Origin of the sequence: Brachyspira innocens ATCC 29796 (genome assembly GCF_000384655.1) — a bacterium.
Taxonomy (GTDB): Bacteria; Spirochaetota; Brachyspiria; order Brachyspirales; family Brachyspiraceae; genus Brachyspira; species Brachyspira innocens.
Map to the genome: position 1 here is coordinate 15,424 of NZ_ARQI01000118.1, position 18,808 is coordinate 34,231.

Sequence of the window (18,808 nt, forward strand, 5' to 3'; positions counted from 1 at the left end):
GACAAGCATATGTAAATATTTTAACTATGCTTGTTTATATTTTTTAAGGATATATTTATGAATATCTCAAAAGGAAAAATTAAATTAATAGCTGCTGACTTAGACGGAACTTTACTTAACAGCAACAAAGAAATTTCAGAGTATAATCAAAAAATAATTAAGAAACTTATTAATGAATATAATATAAACTTTATATTATCAAGCGGAAGGCCTTATGAAGGAATAAAAAATTATAATAAACTTTTAGAAAATAATAATTTATCCATTATTTTTAACGGAGCTTCTATTGCTGATAATAACGGGAAAATAATATTTCAAAAGACTATTGAAGAAGATTATTCTAAACAAATAATAGAATTGTCAAAAAAATATGATGTATGTATGCATGTTTATAATAACGGCAAATATATAATATCAAAAGAAGATTTCCCTATAAAATCATATGTTCAAAGAGAAAAAACTGTCAATGTAGTTGTAGGACTTGAAAATACTGATGACTATAATTTTGATAAAATACTTATATTAGGTCAAAGAGATATTTTAGAAAAATTAAAAAAAGAAATTGACTCATTAAATTGTGTTCACACTTGTTTTTCAGGGGATTTATTTTTAGAAGCTATAAATAAAGAAGCAAATAAAGGAAATGGATTGAAAGAAATATGCGAAATAAAAAAAATAGATATAAAGGATACTATAGCTTTTGGAGATAATTTTAATGATATAGAGATGATAGAGTATGCTGGTATTGGCGTTGCTATGAGAAATGCTGAAGAAAAAGTAAAACAAAAGGCTGATTATATTACGCTTTCTAATGAAGAAGATGGAGTTGGTAAGTTTTTAAGTGATTTATTTTATTGATGTAAGTAAAACTTAAATTATGAATGACAATTATATTCCATAAACAATTCATTAATTATTTTAGGGTTAGCAATACAAATAATAAAATTTAAAACTAATAAATTATAATTAGAGCTATTTAAATTTATACAAGTAAATAATTATAAATATTAATTTAATTTTAACAATCTTCCACGCATATAAATACTAGTTTCTTTTGCTGCCGCTATTCAATGCCATAGGCATAAAATAAGCAAAAAGTATAAAAACAATTTTTATATTAACTGTAAATACAAATTACAACAGGTATATATAATTTAATCTTATAAGAAATAAAGTAATATTAAAAATTATTCCAAAAATTTTAAGTTTATATACTATTAGTAATTTTATTTATATTCAAAATTAAACTGACTTAATTAAATAAAAAACCTATTTACATAATCTATTACAAATATAGCAAGCACTATAAAAGGAAGTATATAAGACACATAAAATCTAGCCCATTTAGGAAATTTAATACCTTTTCCAGTATCGGCCTCTTTTATAAAATTATCCCATCCCCAGCCAAAATTTCTAGTACAGAATATAAGTATTATTATACCGCCTAAAGGAAGGAAATTATTGCTCACCAAAAAATCAAGCCCATCAGCTATAGTGCTTCCCTCTCCAAGAGGTTTTATAAATGAAAGCACATTAAATCCCAAAGCAGTAGGAAGACTTAATATAAATATAGTTACAGCTACAATTATAGTAGTTTTTTTACGAGGCATTTTAGTTTCAGACATAGTAAAAGCTATTATATTTTCAAATACAGCTATGATTGTTGTTAAAGCCGCCATAGACAAAAATAAGAAAAATAAAGCTCCCCAAAGTCTTCCTAAAACCATAGAATTAAATATATTAGGCAAAGTAACAAATGCCAAACCAGCACCTTCCCCCGGATTAATACCGAAAGCAAATGTAGTAGGAAATATTACAAGTCCAGAAAGAAATGCTATTAAAGTATCAAGCCCTACAACCATAATAGATTCTCCTGTAAGAGAATAGTCTTTTTCTATATAGCTTCCAAATATAGTCATAGCACCAATACCCAAACTTAAAGTAAAAAATGACTGCCCTATTGCAGCATAAGCTACAGAGAAAAATCCTTTTAGTCCTCCGCTGAACATCTTACTAAAATCTGGTAAGAGATAGAATTTTAATCCCTCTTTAGCATTAGGTAAAGTAATAGCCCTTATTATAAGCACAAAAAGAACAAGTAAAAGCAATGTCATCATTACCTTTGTAACTTTTTCCACTCCGTTTTCAAGACCCATCATACAAACAATAGTTGCTATTACTATAGATACAGTCATCCATAGTATTAATGTAGAAGGAGAAGCAAGCACTGTATTAAAAAACTCCCCAACCTGCTGAGGATTAAGTCCCTGAAGTTTTCCAGCCGCCATAAAATAACAGTATGATAAACACCAGCCTGCTATAGTAGTATAAAACATCATAAGAAGCACACAGCCGAATAACTGTATATATCCCACAATGTGCCATTTATATCCTTTTTTCTGTAAAGCTCTGTAAGAACCAGCCAAATCTCTCTTACCCGCTCTTCCCACAGAAAACTCCATAACAAGTATAGGAAGCCCCAATATAACAAGGGATATGAGATAAAGTACAACAAATAAAGCTCCGCCGTACTTGCCTGTAATATAAGGAAATCTCCACACATTGCCAAGCCCTATTGCACAGCCTGCTGAAACTAATAAAAACCCTAATCTGCTTGAAAGTTTTTCTCTGTCATTATGCATAAGTGTATACCTAAAAATTGTTATTTTTATATTAATTAATTATATAATAAAATTAAAGATTTGACATTATTAATTTATTTATATAGTTAGTATATATATTCATATCATTAGTATTTTCTATTAAAATAAACTCAACTCTTCTATTTTTTTTGACATCTTTATATTCATTCAGTAAATCCTGAAGCCCGTAATTTGTCAATTTGCTTGTATCTCCATTAGTTATGGACAAAAACACATTATATGAACGCTGATATGATAATTCATCAATATTTCTTCTATTGTAGAGAAATAGAATATCTTTTTTATCATAACCATTTGTAATTCTTTTTATTTCATCGATGCTGGAATGCCCTTCAATAATAATATCCATAATATTTGTGCTAGTAGTTACATCGCCTACATATTTCAAGGTTTTTAAATATTTTTTTAAATCAAGACTGCTGCTGTTAAAATCAAATAATATATTTTTAGGAACTATTAATACCTTACCTCTTTCAGTAAGTTTATATTTATATTTTATTTCTTTAGGCTTTCTGTATGTTGAAATAACTATAGCTCCGTAAGCATTAACAGCTATTAAAAATACTATAATTATTATATTTATTTTTTTTAACATTTATACTGTTTCCTCTTTTTCTGTTAATTATACAATAGATAAAAAAAATTTAAATATCTTTTTAATGTTCGACTAATACATATAGAAATTTTAATTTGTCTATATTTAATATAACAATCATCTTTTGCAGCGTTATAGATAGTTAAAAATTTAAATAACAAAAAAAATTTACATAAATATTCACAATGAAATTGACAATAAGAAAAATACTAATATACTTAATATATAGTAGTAAGTTTAAATTTATATAAATATTTTATTTTAGAGGAGAGTTTATTATGGCATCAAAAAAGTTGGTTTACTTCTTTGGCAATGGTAAATCTGAAGGCGCTAAAGAAACTAAAGCACTCCTAGGCGGAAAAGGTTTAGGACTTGCACAGATGACAGAAAGTAAAGTACCAGTACCAGCTGGCTTTACTATCACTACAGAAGTATGTGATTATTATTCAAAAAATAAGTCATATCCTAAAGGCTTAGAAAAACTAGTTGATGAAAATATTAAAAAACTAGAAAAAGCTATGAATATGCAGTTTGGAAATCCAAAACAACCGCTTTTGGTTTCAGTTCGTTCAGGTGCTGCTATATCTATGCCTGGTATGATGGATACTATACTTAATCTAGGTATTAATGAAAAAGTAGTAGAGGGTCTTGTAGAAAAAACTAATAATCCTAGATTTGCTTGGGACGCTTACAGAAGATTTATACAGATGTTCGGCGATGTTGCTATGGGCGTTGACCATGATAAATTTGAGGAAATTTTGGACGAAGCAAAAAAATCTATAGCATCTAAAGTAGGAAAAGCTGAAAAAGATGTAAAAGACACTGACTTAGATGTTGAAGATTTAAAAGTGGTTGTTGAAAAATACAAAGCTATGTATAAAGAAGAAAAAGGCGAAGAGTTCCCAACTGATCCTAAAGTACAGTTATGGCATGCTATTAATGCTGTATTTAGAAGTTGGAATAACCCTAGAGCTGAAGCATACAGAAAATTAAATGACATAAGAGGTCTTTTAGGTACTGCTGTTAACGTTCAGGCTATGGTATTCGGAAATATGGGAGACACTTCTGCTACTGGAGTATGTTTCTCACGTAACCCTGCTACTGGTGAAAACAAATTCTATGGAGAGTTTTTAATCAATGCACAAGGTGAAGACGTTGTTGCAGGTATCAGAACTCCTCAGGAAATTACATTAGAAGGCAGCTTGGAATGGGCTAAAAATAATGGCATAAGCGAAGAAGACAGAAAAAATAAATATCCTTCTCTTGAAGAAGTTATGCCTAATGTATATAAACAATTAGTAAGCTATAAAAATCAATTAGAAAAATACTACAGCGATATGCAGGATATGGAATTTACTATTCAGGAAGGCAAGCTTTATATGCTTCAAACACGTAATGGTAAAAGAACTGCTGCTGCTGCTGTAAGAATTGCCGTTGAACTTGCTGAAGCTAAGATAATATCTAAAGAAGAAGCTATAATGAGAGTTAATCCTTCAGATTTGGATCAATTGCTTCACCCTATGTTTGACCCTGCTGCTAAAAAATCAGCTAAAGTTATAGCTAAAGGATTAAATGCTTCACCTGGTGCTGCTGTTGGTAAAGTAGTATTTGCTGCTGACAGAGCTGAAGAAATGAAAGAGGCTGGAGAGCAAACTATACTTGTACGTATAGAAACTAGCCCTGAAGACATTAAGGGAATGAATGCTGCTGAAGGTATATTAACAGCAAGAGGCGGTTCTACTTCACATGCTGCTGTTGTTGCACGCGGTATGGGTAAATGCTGTGTTGCAGGCTGCAGTGCTTTAGAAATTGATTATGAATCAAAATCTATGAAAGTAGGCGATGAAACTGTAAAAGAAGGCGACTATATATCTATAGACGGTTCTACTGGCGAAGTTATGCTAGGAAAAGTTGCTACTAAAGAAGCTGAAATGTCTGAAGACTTCAAAAAACTTATGGAATGGGCTGATGCTGCTAGAAAACTAGAAGTACATACTAATGCTGATACTCCTCATGATGCACAAATTGCTAGAAGTTTCGGTGCTGAAGGTATAGGTTTATGCCGTACTGAACATATGTTCTTCAATGCTGACAGAATTAAAAGCGTAAGACAGCTTATACTTGTTGCTGAAGAAGTAAAACAATTAAAAGAAAAATTGGAAGCTGCTGAAAAAATAGGCGACAAAAAAGCTATAGAAGAGCTTGAACCTCTATATAAAGAACCTAGAAAACTTTATGATGATGCTTTAGCAAATATTCTTCCTATGCAAAGAGAGGACTTTATAGGTATATTTACTGCTATGAGCGGATATCCAGTAACTATAAGACTTTTAGATCCGCCTTTGCATGAATTCATTCCTCATGAAGATTCTCAATTACAAGAGCTTTCTAGTGAAATGAATGTTCCTTTTGAAAAACTTAAAGCTATAAGAGATTCTTTACATGAATTTAACCCTATGCTTGGACACAGAGGTTGCCGTCTTGGTATCACTTATCCAGAAATCTATGATATGCAGGCTAGAGCTATTATTGAAGCTGCTGTTAAAGTTAAGAAAAATGGTGTTGATGTTCACCCTGAAATAATGATTCCGCTTGTTGGTACTTTGAAAGAGCTAAAAATGATAAAAGACAGAATTATCAAAATAGCTGATGAAGTATTTGAAAAAGAAGGTTCTAAAGTTACATATAAAGTAGGTACTATGATAGAAGTTCCTAGAGCTGCTTTAGTTGCTGACAAAATTGCCACTGAAGCTGAGTTCTTCTCATTCGGTACTAATGACTTAACTCAAATGGGCGGCGGTTTCTCAAGAGATGATGCAGGTAAATTCTTAAAAGATTATGTTAATAAAGAAATATACGAAAGAGATCCTTTCCAATCATTAGACCAAGAAGGTATCGGAGAGCTTTTAAGAATAGGTGTTACTAAAGGAAGAGCTGCTAATAAAAAACTTGTTGTTGGTATATGTGGTGAGCATGGAGGAGATCCTGCTACTGTTATGTTCTGTAATGATATAGGACTAGATTATGTAAGCTGTTCTCCTTACAGAGTACCTATAGCAAGACTTGCTGCTGCTCAAGGAGCTATAAAATCTAAACCAGCTAAAAAAGCTACTGCTAAGAAAGCTCCTGCTAAAAAAGCTGCTGCTAAAGCATCAGCCAGTGCTAAAAAAACAGCTGCAAAAGTAGAAGTAAAAAAATCAGCTTCTAAAAAAGCTGCTGTTGCTAAAAAAACACCTTCTAAATCTTCAAGTAAGAAAAAGAAATAATAATAAAATATTTATATAAATAATAAAGAGGGGCTTACAGTAATCTGTAAGCCCTGATTTTTTAATAAAATTGACTAATCATCTCTTACTTCCAATAACCATACTAATAGTTGAAAGTATTATCAAAACAGAGCCTATAACTATATTAAAAGTTAAATCTTCATTATATATAAAAATCGAAGCCACAACTGTAGTAGTAGGTTCAAACATATTAAGTATTGATGCTAGAGAAGAGCCTAATTTTTTAACCCCGTAAAGTAAAAGCCCTAAAGAAAATATAGTGCATAAAAGCGATACAGCAATAAAATTATAAAAAACATTAATATTGTTTAAAATCTGCAAAGAATTTGTAAATATTCCAGCTGTAAAAAAAGCTGCAGAAACAATCAAAGACATATAAAAAAGAGAGACAATAGTATCAATACTAGAAAAACTGCATTTTTTATTTGCCACTATATAGCTTCCGTATGTAACTGTTGTAACTAGTGCGTATATTACTCCCAAAAATGATTCTACTTTTACAACTTTTGTGAGGAGAACTATTCCAGAAACGGCAAACAGCATTGAAAGTATTTTTAATATATTTATCTTCTCTTTAAACAAAAATATCATTATAAGCAAAACTATCACAGGATATCCAAAATGTATCATATTGCTTAATCCTGCTGATATATAGAGCAATGACTGAGACAAAAAGAAAAAAGTAAGTCCAAGACCCGTAATACTAAATATTAATAATTCTATAAATTGTCTTTTTGTTATCTTAAAACTTTTTCTTGTAATAAGTATAATTATAAATAAAAAAATAGCAGTAAAAAAATATCTATAAAAAACTATAGAAAGTGATGAATAATTATATGCTATAATATTTTTAACGAAAATTGGTAAAAATCCATAGGCAATAGAGCCTATTATAACTAATAAAACATTTAACATTGAAATCCTCTATAATTAAAAATTTAAATTAAAAAAATTTAGAATAAAATATTTGAATATGATTTAAAATTTATGAAATAAAAGAAATTATTAATGCATATATTAACCCTAAAACTAATTATGATTATTAATAATATATAATATTTTTAATAAATCAATAGAAAATATAAAATTATGTATTTTACTTATTAATTATTTACTTTTAAAAATCAATTTTTTCTACTTTATTATATTTACATTTTATGTTATTATTGAGTTTTAATAAAAAATGTTATTAGTTTAGACAATTTTACCTTTAAGGAGATTTATATCTGATGGGAGCAATGGATTTAGTATTCAAATTGATATTCGGCTCTAAAGAACAAAATGACGCTAAAGTATTAAAACCTATAGCAGAAAAGACATTATCATTTGAAGAAGAGATAAAAAAATTAAGCAATGAAGAACTTACAAATAAAACTAAAGAGTTCAGAGAAAGAGTAGAAAAACATATAGGCTGTAAAACAGAAGAATTGGATTTAAGTAAAGAAGAAAATAAGAAAAAACTTCAGGATATATTAGACAGTATACTTCCAGAGGCATTTGCTGTAGTACGTGAAGCCAGTATAAGAACTACAGGTATGAGACACTTTGATGTTCAGGTGATGGGAGGAACTGTACTTCATCAGGGAAGAATAGCTGAGATGAAAACAGGTGAAGGTAAAACACTTGTTGCTACTCTTGCAGTATACCTTAATGCTTTAACAGGACTTGGAGTGCATGTAGTTACAGTAAATGATTATCTTGCTAAGCGTGATGCTGAATGGATGACTCCTATATACTCTATGCTTGGAATAAGTGTGGGTATACTTGATAATACTAGACCTCATTCCCCAGAAAGACGTGCTGTTTATAACTGCGATGTTGTTTATGGTACTAATAATGAGTTTGGATTCGATTATTTAAGAGATAATATGGTTACAAGAAAAGAGGATAAAGTTCAGAGAAAATTCTATTTTGCCATAGTGGATGAGGTAGACAGTATTTTGATAGATGAAGCTAGAACTCCTCTTATAATATCAGGACCAGCTGAAAAAAACATAAAAATGTATTATGAAATTGACAGAATAATACCTATGCTTAAACAGGCAGAAGTAGATGAGAGAATGCGTGAGGTGGCAGGCACTGGTGATTATGTACTTGATGAAAAAGATAAAAATGTATACCTTACAGAAGAAGGTGTACATAAAGTAGAAAAACTTCTTAATGTAGAAAATTTATACGGTGCTCAAAGCAGTACAATAGTTCACCATGTTAATCAGGCTTTAAAGGCTCATAAAGTATTCAAAAAAGATGTTGACTATATGGTTACAGACGGAGAAGTTTTGATTGTAGATGAGTTTACAGGACGTGTACTTGAAGGAAGAAGATACAGTGACGGACTTCACCAAGCAATAGAAGCTAAAGAAAAAGTTGCTATACAAAATGAATCGCAAACTTATGCTACAATAACATTCCAGAACTATTTCAGAATGTATCCTAAACTTTCTGGTATGACAGGTACTGCAGAAACAGAAGCAGAAGAGTTTTATAAAATTTATAAATTGGATGTTGCAGTTATTCCTACTAATAAACCTATAGCAAGACAGGACTTATCAGACAGAATATACAGGACTAAAAAGGCAAAATTTGAAGCATTAGCAAAATATATAAAAGAACTTCAAGATGCTGGAAAACCTGCACTTGTTGGTACAGTATCGGTAGAGATGAACGAAGAGCTTTCTAAAGTGTTCAAAAGGCATAAAATTAATCATGAAGTATTAAATGCTAAAAACCACTCAAGAGAAGCTCAAATAATAGCACAGGCTGGAGAACCAGGGGCTGTTACTCTTGCTACAAACATGGCAGGACGTGGTACGGATATTGTACTTGGAGGTAACCCAGTTGCAAAAGGGGTAGCTGAGATAGAACAAGTGCTTGTACTTATGAAAGACAAAGCATTCAAAGAAAGAGATCCTTATAAAAAAGAAGAATTGACAAAAAAAGTTAAAGCTATAGACCTTTACAAAGAAGCATTTGTAAGAAGCGTTATTGCTGGAAAAATAGATGAAGCTAAAGAATTGGCAGAAAAAAATAATGCTTCTGAAATGATAGAAAAAATTGACAGAATTATTCAGATAAATGAAAAATCCAAAATAGACAAAGAAAAAGTTCTAGCTGCTGGCGGTTTGCATGTTATAGGAAGTGAGAGACATGAGGCAAGACGTATTGATAATCAGCTTAGAGGAAGAAGCGGAAGACAGGGAGATCCCGGACTTAGCGTATTTTTCTTATCGCTTGAAGATGATTTAATGCGTTTATTCGGCGGTGAGAGAGTATCAAAAATGATGCTTGCTATGGGAATGGGCGAAGAAGAAGAGCTTGGTCATAAATGGCTTAACAAATCTATAGAAAATGCTCAAAGAAAAGTAGAAGGCAGAAACTTTGATATAAGGAAACATTTGCTTGAGTATGATGATGTTATGAATCAGCAGCGTATGGCAGTTTATGGAGAGAGAGATTATATACTTTATTCTGATGATATATCTCCTAGGGTAGAAGAAATTATAGCTGAAGTAACAGAAGATACTGTTAAAGATATAAGCGACAATAAAAAACATGTTGATCCTTTGGAAGTAACAAAATGGCTTAATAGTTATTTAATAGCTATAGATGAAGATGCAGCAAATAAGGCTGTAGAAGGCGGTGTTGATAATGCTGTGAAAAATCTTACTAATTTACTTTTAGAAGCGTACAGAAAAAAATCTTTGGAAGTAAATGAAAAAATATTCAGAGAAGTAGAAAAAAATATATTCCTATCAATAATAGATAACAGATGGAAAGATCATCTATTTGCTATGGACAGTTTAAGAGAAGGTATAGGTTTAAGAGGATATGCTGAAAAAAACCCTCTTACTGAATATAAACTTGAAGGCTATAAAATGTTTGTTGCCACTATGAATGTAATACATAATGAGCTTGTAAATTTAATTATGAGAGTTCGTATTATACCTAATTCATTTGATGCCATGGAAAGAGAAAGTGCCTTTGACGGAGGAGTCGAGGAGAAAAGCAGTGCTAGTGCTATGAATGGAAACAATACTCAAAATATTCAAAGCAAAGTAAAAACTGCTCAGGCTAATGTAAAAATGACTCAGAAAATAGGAAGAAATGATCCTTGTCCTTGCGGAAGCGGAAAAAAATATAAACATTGTCATGGTAAAGATAATCAGCAATAAAATAATAGAAGCATAATAAAAATAATTTTTAAAAGGCGTATATATAAATTATATATGCCTTTTTTATTTTGTATAAGAATTATAATCAAACTCATTCATAATTAATAATAAATTAAAATAATATATCCAAACTTTATTCAGTATAATGAAAATTTTATTCTTATCTCCAAAAACATATATCAATTTTTACTTGTTATTATGATATTACATTTATTTTTTAACTTTTACTTCCACCCTAGCTTTATTTAAACTTAAAACCGAAGACAATGCATGTTAAACAATATTATAATTTATAATTAGGCAGTAAAAATAATTATATTAGAGTAAAAAAATAACATTATAAAGATAAAGTGCGGTAATATAAATAAATTGTTATTTTATGAAATATTTATCCATAAATAAGTCAGAAGTAATATAAAACAATACCAAATATAAGATGAATTCATACTTAGAAAAATATAAAAGTCATCTTTTAAAATGTTGTATACAGACAAATATTATTTATAATATCTTAATTAAACTAATCGATAATAAATTATATAGTTATGAAACAATATATTTTTTATTTAATATTTATGTTTTTTTTGCTTTCATGCAAAACAAATCAAGTATACAATATAAGAGATTATGATGATAAATCTCATTTTGTAAAAATAGACAAAATAGAATATTTAAAACCAAATATAAAATACAATATAGACGGTACAGAATATAATACTGATACACTTTCAAGAATATATAAAGTTACAAGAAAAAATACTTTAATACTCTCTAATGCCAAAAGAAATAATTATGCCCAAAGAAAAATAGTAAATCTTTATGGTATAAAAGGCTGTGATCAGGGAGGACATATCATAGGCAGACAATTCGGAGGCTCTCCTAATATTGATAATTTAATACCTATAAATAAAAGACTAAATATAGGCGAAATGAGAAAAACAGAAATGGAATGGAGAGATAATCTAAATGAAGGCAATGAAATAAAAGATATAATAATCAATATAGAGTACATATATACCAATATGCGTCCAAATATAATAAAGATTAATTATACAGTAGATAAAGATTATACCAATTATAAAGTAATAAAAATATTTACAAACATAGCAGAAACAAACAATTAAAAAACGCCCCAAAATTATGAGACAATTTTGAAGCGTCTTAAATATTTATAGGAGTATGTTAACTAACTTTTGGATAATTCCTTATCTTCAGTCTTAACTGACTTAGTATAAGAAAATATCAAAGAGCCATCATTAGCATCAACATTAATAATATCACCCTCTTCTATATTACCAAACAATATTTCCGTACTCACATAATCTTCTATCTCTTTTTGTATAGCTCTTCTCAAACTTCTAGCACCATACTTCTTATCAAAGCCTTTATCTATAATATAGCTTTTGGCTTCTTCAGTCAAATTGATTACTATATTTCTTTCTTTAATAGCCTCGTTCAATTCTTTAAGCATTATATTAATGATATCTTTAAGATCATCTTTAGTGAGGGTATGGAAAACTATAATATCATCTATTCTGTTTAAAAACTCTGGATTAAAGTTTTGTTTTAATTCTTCTAAAGCGAAATTTTTGATATCATTAGTATCTTTTTCGCTTCCAACAGCATTAAATCCTAAAGAACTGCCCTTAACTATATCTCTGGCACCTAAATTGCTTGTTATTATAATTATAGTATTAGAAAAATCAACCTTTCTTCCAAAATTATCAGTAAGCTGCCCCTCTTCAAGCACCTGCAAAAGTATATTAGTAACATCAGGGTGAGCTTTTTCTATTTCATCAAAAAGTATAAGAGAATAAGGTTTTCTTCTTACTTTCTCAGTAAGTCCGCCGCCTTCTTCATAACCGACATATCCCGGAGGAGCTCCTATAAGCCTGCTTACAGCAAATTTTTCCATGAACTCACTCATATCTATTCTTATAAGTGCATCGCTGTCTCCGAACATAAACTCTGAAAGCACTTTAGCTAAAGCAGTTTTTCCAACTCCAGTAGGTCCCAAGAAAATAAAACTTCCAAGCGGTCTTTTAGAAGTTTTAAGCCCTGCTCTGCTTCTTCTTATAGCTTTAGATATGGAAGCTATGGCCTCTTTTTGACCTACAACTTTCTGATGAAGTTCGTCTTCCATACCTATAAGTCTTTTACTTTCTGAGTTTAAAAGTCTTTTTATAGGTATATTAGTTATTTCTGATATTACATGTCTTATATCATCTTCTTCTATATAAGTTTCAATTTTTTCTCTTTCTTCACGCCATTTTTCTTCTTTTTTGGCAAGCTCTTCCTGCAAAGCAGTAATTTCATCTCTTATTTTGGCAGCCTCTTCAAAGTTCTGATTATCAACAACATTCTTTTTCTCTTGGTTAAGTTCTTCTATTTTCTTTTCTAAATCTTTGAACTCCTGAGGTCTTGTCATATTCATAAGCCTTGCTCTTGAACCAGCTTCATCTATCAAATCTATAGCTTTATCAGGCAAATGTCTTTCAGAAATATATCTTTTACTTAAAACAGCAGCAGCAGCAATAGCTTCATCAGTATATTTTACTTTATGATGTTCTTCATATTTTGATTTTATACCGTTTAATATCTCTATAGTATCCTCTATGCTAGGCTCTTCAACATTGATAGGCTGAAATCTTCTAACCAAAGCACCATCTTTTTCTATATATTTTTTATATTCATTGATTGTAGTAGCTCCTATACATTGAATTTCACCGCGTGAAAGAGCAGGTTTTAACATATTAGCCGCATCTAAAGCACCCTCAGCCCCTCCAGCACCTATTAATGTATGAAGCTCATCTATAAATATTATTATATTATTAGCTTTTTTTATTTCCAAAACTATATTTTTTATTCTCTCTTCAAACTCACCTCTATATTTAGTACCTGCCACAACAGATGACAAATCAAGAGTCAATACACGTTTTTTAAGAAGTATATCAGGTACATCAGCAGCTACTATCTTCTCTGCCAAACCTTCAACTATAGCTGTCTTACCTACACCGGGCTCGCCTAAAAGTATAGGATTATTCTTTTTTCTTCTTGAGAGTATTTGCACCACTCTCATAACTTCATTTTCTCTTCCTATAACTTTATCTAAAGCCTTATCACGTGCGAGTTTAGTTAAATCGCGGGCAAACTGATCTAATGTAGGAGTTTTTACTTTTTTTACAGTTTCATCTTGATGAGTCTGCTCTGAAGAAGATATATTACTTCCAGCCACACCAAGCATTTTTAATATTTCCTGTCTTAATATCGTAAGTTCAAGCCCCATACTTGTAAGTACATTATATGCAGTACCTCCCTCTTCTCTTAAAAGCCCAAGAAGTAAATGTTCTGTACCTATATAGTTATGGCTTAAAGCTCTAGCCTCTTCAGCTGACCTGCTTATAAGTTTTTGTACTCTTGGAGCAGTAGGCAATGTACCAAATACTTTTGTAGATGAAGATTTAACCATAGCAGATTCAAGCTCAAGTTTTAATCTATCCAAATCAATTTTCAATCTAAGTAAAACACGTGTAGCTAAAGCCTCTGATTCATGAAGAAGCCCCAAAAGAATATGCTCTGGAGTAACCATATCATGATTTAATCTTTTAGCTTCTTCCTGAGCATATAGTTCTATAACCTTTTTTGCTTTACTTGTTAAATGAAATTGAAACATATTACAATCCTATATATAACATTATATATAATTATTTTTATAATTTTTAGTTTAGTAGCTATTATCGGCTATAATAGAAATACTATTATTAATTAAAGCCTGATAAAATCATAGATTTAATATATAATGGTGCTAAGATATAAAAGTATTAATAACAATTTATATTTTTTTAAATAAAACTGCTATTAGCTACATTAACAACATTTATATTAGTTCTAGCAGTTGATGCAGTATTTGTCTTAGTATTAGTTTCATCTTGAGGATTAGAATATAATAATGATAACACTAACGCTAAAACTATTGCCGAAGACAGAGCAAAAGAAAGCCTAGCAGAACACATAAAGGCATAAAAAGGATTAAATTCATTTTTTTTGGAACTTTCCATCTTAGCCCTTTGAAGCATATACTGCCATTCTCTATCAGGCAAACTAGGCAAATCGAAATAATGTTTTCTTCTTTCAATTTTGCTTTTAAATTGCATCATCTCATGTAATTTCATAAAAGAGTCCTTTCTTTTTCTAATAGCGATTTCATTTTTTTAAGAGCATAAGAATAATTACTCTTAGCTGAATCGCTTGATATATTTAAAATATCAGCTATTTCTTTATATGAGTAATTCTCATAATATCTCAATATAAAGACATCTCTTTGTTTTCCTTTTAATTTTGTAGAGGCATTATATATTTTCTCCTGAAGGTATATCCTCTCATATTCTTTTTCGGTATTATACCTCTTATCATCTACTACCTCTAATTTTTCTAAATAAGGCGACTCTCTTCTATAAGCCTTAGAATACATGTTTATAGCAGTATTGCTTATTATACGGTATAGCCAGCCTTTGAAATAATTACGTTCTTCATATCTGTCTATAGCCTTATAAACACGTATAAGTACATCTTGTGTTAAATCCATAGCATCTTCATAATTATGCATAAAACGATATGATAAATTAAATATATAATTTTTATATCTAGTTAATAATAAGTCCAATGCTTCGCTGTCGCCTTTTTTATGTGCTTCTATAAGTTCATAATCTTTTAATAATTCTTTTTCTTTAGTTTCTATCATCTCTGCAAACTCCATTATCTGTTCTTAAAATAATATATACACATTATTTATAACAAATACAATAACATTTAAGTAAAATCAGGCCATATAACTTTCTTTAACAAAATTCTTATTAGAACCATCTGTTTTCTTTTTATCATTTCCTGAGTTTACTGCCTCTTTCTCATTAAATGCACACTCTATATCATATTTAGTAAGAGTAAGAGTGCTGCCTTTTATGCCGTCCAAATTAAAAAGTATATTAACCATTGCTGTTTCTACTATACTTTTTAATGATCTTGCCCCCATATTCATACTAGAAGCCTTATCAACTATAAAATTGATAGCTTCTGAGGTTACAGTAAGTTTTTTACCTATACTCCTAAAAAAGTCTGTATATTTTATAATAGGAGATTCTTTAGTTTTTGTCAAGATATCTTTTAAATTTTCCTTAGTAAGCTCATTTAAAGTTACGATTATAGGTATTCTTCCTATAAACTCTGGTATCATACCATATTTTTCTATATCTTTAACATCAACCTGACTTAATATTCTATCCTTTTGAAGTTTATTAATAACTGCATTAGAACCGAAACCTAAGCTGTTTTCTCCTTTCAAACGCATTTTTATAATATCATCAAGCCCCACAAAAGCACCGCCAAATATAAATAATATATTTTTAGTATTCATAAGTATGCCGTCACTTGAATGCATCATACGTCTGTCGCCGAACTCTGGAACCCTTATGTCCTCCCCATTCATCATAGAAAGCAAAGCCTCCTGAACAGCTTTATCTGAAGGATTGCCAGTAGTAGACTGATGTGCATCCGCTTTCGCTATCTTATCAACCTCATCTAAAAATACTATACCATGCTGAGCATGCTCTAAATCCCCATTAGCCTTTCTATAGAGATTGTATAAAACAACCTCTACATCATCTCCTACATATCCTGTTTCGGTAAGTGTAGTAACATCAGCACGGGCAAATGGAAGTCCTAAAATATCTGCTAATGTCTTTACCAAATAAGTTTTTCCTACACCAGTAGGTCCTATCATAAGTATATTAGACCTAAAAGGTATTTCTTTATTTCCGCTTATTCTAAGGCAATGCAAATATGCATGTACTGCCAATGCTTTTTTAGCCTCGTCCTGACCTATAACTGTTTTATCAAGTTCTGCTACTATTTCTTTTGGTGTAAGTATATCTGATGATTTTTTCTTACCTGATACATTATTTTCTGATGTATATTTTCTTATAACTTCTTCGCTGTTTATAACTCCTTCTATAATACTATAATTTTCTTTCTCCAAAAAAGCAAAAATAATTTTAGAGTTAATAAATGTTATAAGTGTATTTGATATCTCTAATATACCCCCGCTTGGATATGGTTCATGAGATAAAGTAAATATACCGCTTGACATTAATTTACCTTTAGGGTCAAAATAATGATATTTATTTATATATATATCTGAATTTAGAGTAATAAGTTCTAGTATACGTCTGATAGATATAGCAGACATAGAATCCCCGTAAATTGTATATACCAAAACTGAATATAATATAAATCTCTCATCTAAATTAAGTTCTCTATCAGATATAAATTTTTCTATATTAAAATTATATTTCTTAAAACTAGATATTTTTCTTACATCACCCTTTAATGAATTAACAAGCAAATCAACTTCATTGGCATTATTGACAGCTTTTTCATTATTGGAAACCATTTCATCTTCATAGCCCAAAGCTCTGTCAATATTGCTGGATAGTCTTCTAGTCATATCATTTCTGTCAGATATCAAATTTAGTGTATAAACTATCTTAGTAATTATTTCAAAATATGCTCTGAAAGCATCTTCTCTGTCTTTATATTTTTCCTGATTTTCTTTAGCTTCTTCATTATTTTTCTTCTTCATAAATAATACTCCTAAAACTATTTAACCAAATCGCCTATTAAATCATATTCTGTATGATGAGTGATATTAACTTTGACTATATCACCTATCTTTATATCATAATTATTTTCATTAAAAACCTCAACACAGCCGTCAACCTCTGGGGCATCATATTTGCTTCTGCCTATGAACTTATTATCATCTTCTTTCTCTTCTATCAATACATCTATAGTCTTTCCTATAAATCTTTCAAGCCTCTCTTCAGAAACCTCTATAGCAGCCCTCATAAGTCTCTCTCTAAGCATCATTTTTTTGTTTCTGCTTATTTTAGGCTTATCTATAGTCAATGCTTTTGTATTCTCCTCTTCAGAATATGTAAACACCCCTACCCTATCTATTTTGGCACTTCTTACGAATTTTATTAATTTCTTAAAACTCTCTTTAGTTTCACCGGGGAAACCCACTATTAAAGAAGTTCTTATTACAGCATTTTCATCATAACTTCTTATTCTATTAATCATATTTCTGTAAAATTTGTACGCTCTTTTTCCTCTGTTCATATCTTTAAGTATTTCTTCGTCAACATGCTGCAAAGGTATATCAAAATAAGGAACAACTTTATCTATTGTAAAAAATGCCTCTATTATATCATTATTTAATACAACAGGATTTTGATATAATACTCTTATCCATTCAATACCTTCAATTTTTGAAAGTTCTTTGAGCAAGTCTGGCAAAGCTAGCCTTTTATAAATATCATGTCCGTAATATGTGGTCTCCTGTGCTATCAAATTAATTTCCTTAGCACCATTTTTAGCATAATTCTCTGCCTCTTTAACTATATCTTCAATCTTTCTGCTTCTATGCTCTCCCCTAATATTAGGTATAGCACAGAAACTACAATTAGCATGACATCCATCGCTTATTCTTATATAAACACTATGTTTAGAGCCAGTATTTATTCTATCTCCATACTCTTTATATTCTGTATTATCTTCTCCATCATGAAAACCATCTTTATTTACAGCTTCCAATATCTTTTCCAAATCATGTATGCCAATAGCTGCATCAACCTCTTTAAACATATCAAGAAAGTTATCTTTATATCTTTCACTCATACAGCCAGAAACTATAAGCCTTTTACATTTTCCGTATTTTTTGTACATAGAATGGTCAAATATAGCGTCAATAGATTCTCTTTTTGAGTCTTCTATAAAAGCACAAGTGTTTATAACTATAACATCAGCTTCTTCTGGATTATTGGTAACATTAAATCCGTTTTTTTGTAATATAGCTAATATATGCTCCCCATCAACAGTATTTTTCTCACATCCTAAACTGTGTAAATATATATTTTGCAAATTAATTATCCTTTCCTAATTGATTATATATTAAAAATATACTCAAAATCATTAAAATGTCAATTATCATATTAACTAAAAAATAATAATTTTTAATTTATGGGGGCTAGCCCCCAT

12 protein-coding genes are annotated in these 18,808 nt (G+C 30.0%); 4 read left to right on the forward strand and 8 right to left on the reverse strand.

Going from position 1 to position 18,808, the window contains the following annotated elements:
- Positions 1 to 57 precede the first annotated feature (57 nt).
- Entirely contained in the window at positions 58 to 858 is an 801-nt protein-coding gene (locus F811_RS0109720; protein ID WP_020005055.1) for a Cof-type HAD-IIB family hydrolase, read from the forward strand.
- Positions 859 to 1,256: 398 nt separating this feature from the next.
- Here the strand turns inward: F811_RS0109720 and F811_RS0109725 are convergent, their stop codons facing one another.
- Positions 1,257 to 2,642 (reverse strand): sodium-dependent transporter, encoded by a 1,386-nt coding sequence (locus tag F811_RS0109725; protein WP_020005056.1) that lies wholly within the window; start codon positions 2,640 to 2,642, stop codon positions 1,257 to 1,259.
- Positions 2,643 to 2,694: 52 nt separating this feature from the next.
- The gene (locus F811_RS0109730; protein WP_020005057.1) at positions 2,695 to 3,258 is read right to left on the reverse strand and encodes an OmpA family protein; all 564 of its coding nucleotides are present in this window, start codon (positions 3,256 to 3,258) and stop codon (positions 2,695 to 2,697) included.
- 278 nt (positions 3,259 to 3,536) lie between these two features.
- Here F811_RS0109730 and ppdK point away from each other — a divergent pair, with 278 nt between their 5' ends.
- Positions 3,537 to 6,524, forward strand: coding sequence for a pyruvate, phosphate dikinase (gene ppdK / locus F811_RS0109735; protein WP_020005058.1), 2,988 nt, complete (start codon positions 3,537 to 3,539; stop codon positions 6,522 to 6,524).
- A 78-nt stretch (positions 6,525 to 6,602) separates the two neighbouring features.
- Here the strand turns inward: ppdK and F811_RS0109740 are convergent, their stop codons facing one another.
- Positions 6,603 to 7,460 carry a DMT family transporter gene (locus tag F811_RS0109740; RefSeq protein ID WP_020005059.1) on the reverse strand — a complete coding sequence of 286 codons (858 nt, stop codon included), beginning with the start codon at positions 7,458 to 7,460 and terminating at the stop codon, positions 6,603 to 6,605.
- Positions 7,461 to 7,774: 314 nt separating this feature from the next.
- Between F811_RS0109740 and secA the strand changes: the two genes are divergently transcribed.
- Complete coding sequence (secA, locus tag F811_RS0109745) at positions 7,775 to 10,717, forward strand: preprotein translocase subunit SecA (RefSeq protein ID WP_020005060.1); 2,943 nt, start codon at positions 7,775 to 7,777, stop codon at positions 10,715 to 10,717.
- Between the two features lie 545 nt (positions 10,718 to 11,262).
- Positions 11,263 to 11,841, forward strand: coding sequence for a DNA/RNA non-specific endonuclease (locus F811_RS0109750; RefSeq protein WP_026364410.1), 579 nt, complete (start codon positions 11,263 to 11,265; stop codon positions 11,839 to 11,841).
- A gap of 62 nt (positions 11,842 to 11,903) precedes the next feature.
- Here the strand turns inward: F811_RS0109750 and F811_RS0109755 are convergent, their stop codons facing one another.
- The 5 genes from F811_RS0109755 to rimO form a co-directional block, all read right to left on the reverse strand.
- Complete coding sequence (locus tag F811_RS0109755; protein WP_020005062.1) at positions 11,904 to 14,390, reverse strand: ATP-dependent Clp protease ATP-binding subunit; 2,487 nt, start codon at positions 14,388 to 14,390, stop codon at positions 11,904 to 11,906.
- A gap of 169 nt (positions 14,391 to 14,559) precedes the next feature.
- Positions 14,560 to 14,889: a hypothetical protein gene (locus tag F811_RS0109760; protein WP_020005063.1), complete on the reverse strand. Its 330-nt coding sequence runs from the start codon at positions 14,887 to 14,889 to the stop codon at positions 14,560 to 14,562.
- A complete protein-coding gene (locus tag F811_RS0109765; RefSeq protein ID WP_020005064.1) occupies positions 14,886 to 15,458 on the reverse strand; it encodes an RNA polymerase sigma factor in 573 nt (190 codons plus the stop codon). Before F811_RS0109765 ends, F811_RS0109760 begins: the two co-directional genes overlap by 4 nt.
- A gap of 78 nt (positions 15,459 to 15,536) precedes the next feature.
- Entirely contained in the window at positions 15,537 to 17,351 is a 1,815-nt protein-coding gene (gene clpX, locus F811_RS0109770; protein WP_020005065.1) for an ATP-dependent Clp protease ATP-binding subunit ClpX, read from the reverse strand.
- Positions 17,352 to 17,368: 17 nt separating this feature from the next.
- Positions 17,369 to 18,691 carry a 30S ribosomal protein S12 methylthiotransferase RimO gene (gene rimO / locus F811_RS0109775; protein ID WP_020005066.1) on the reverse strand — a complete coding sequence of 441 codons (1,323 nt, stop codon included), beginning with the start codon at positions 18,689 to 18,691 and terminating at the stop codon, positions 17,369 to 17,371.
- Between the last annotated feature and the right edge of the window lie 117 nt (positions 18,692 to 18,808).

Bases quoted from the DNA above. Each gene is read 5' to 3' on its own strand.
- F811_RS0109755 (WP_020005062.1), bottom strand. From the start codon at position 14,390: ATGTTTCAATTTCATTTAACAAGTAAAGCAAAAAAGGTTATAGAACTA.
- F811_RS0109765 (WP_020005064.1), bottom strand. From the start codon at position 15,458: ATGATAGAAACTAAAGAAAAAGAATTATTAAAAGATTATGAACTTATA.
- F811_RS0109760 (WP_020005063.1), bottom strand. From the start codon at position 14,889: ATGAAATTACATGAGATGATGCAATTTAAAAGCAAAATTGAAAGAAGA.
- ppdK (WP_020005058.1), top strand. From the start codon at position 3,537: ATGGCATCAAAAAAGTTGGTTTACTTCTTTGGCAATGGTAAATCTGAA.
- F811_RS0109730 (WP_020005057.1), bottom strand. From the start codon at position 3,258: ATGTTAAAAAAAATAAATATAATAATTATAGTATTTTTAATAGCTGTT.
- F811_RS0109740 (WP_020005059.1), bottom strand. From the start codon at position 7,460: ATGTTAAATGTTTTATTAGTTATAATAGGCTCTATTGCCTATGGATTT.
- F811_RS0109720 (WP_020005055.1), top strand. From the start codon at position 58: ATGAATATCTCAAAAGGAAAAATTAAATTAATAGCTGCTGACTTAGAC.
- F811_RS0109750 (WP_026364410.1), top strand. From the start codon at position 11,263: ATGAAACAATATATTTTTTATTTAATATTTATGTTTTTTTTGCTTTCA.
- F811_RS0109725 (WP_020005056.1), bottom strand. From the start codon at position 2,642: ATGCATAATGACAGAGAAAAACTTTCAAGCAGATTAGGGTTTTTATTA.
- clpX (WP_020005065.1), bottom strand. From the start codon at position 17,351: ATGAAGAAGAAAAATAATGAAGAAGCTAAAGAAAATCAGGAAAAATAT.
- secA (WP_020005060.1), top strand. From the start codon at position 7,775: ATGGGAGCAATGGATTTAGTATTCAAATTGATATTCGGCTCTAAAGAA.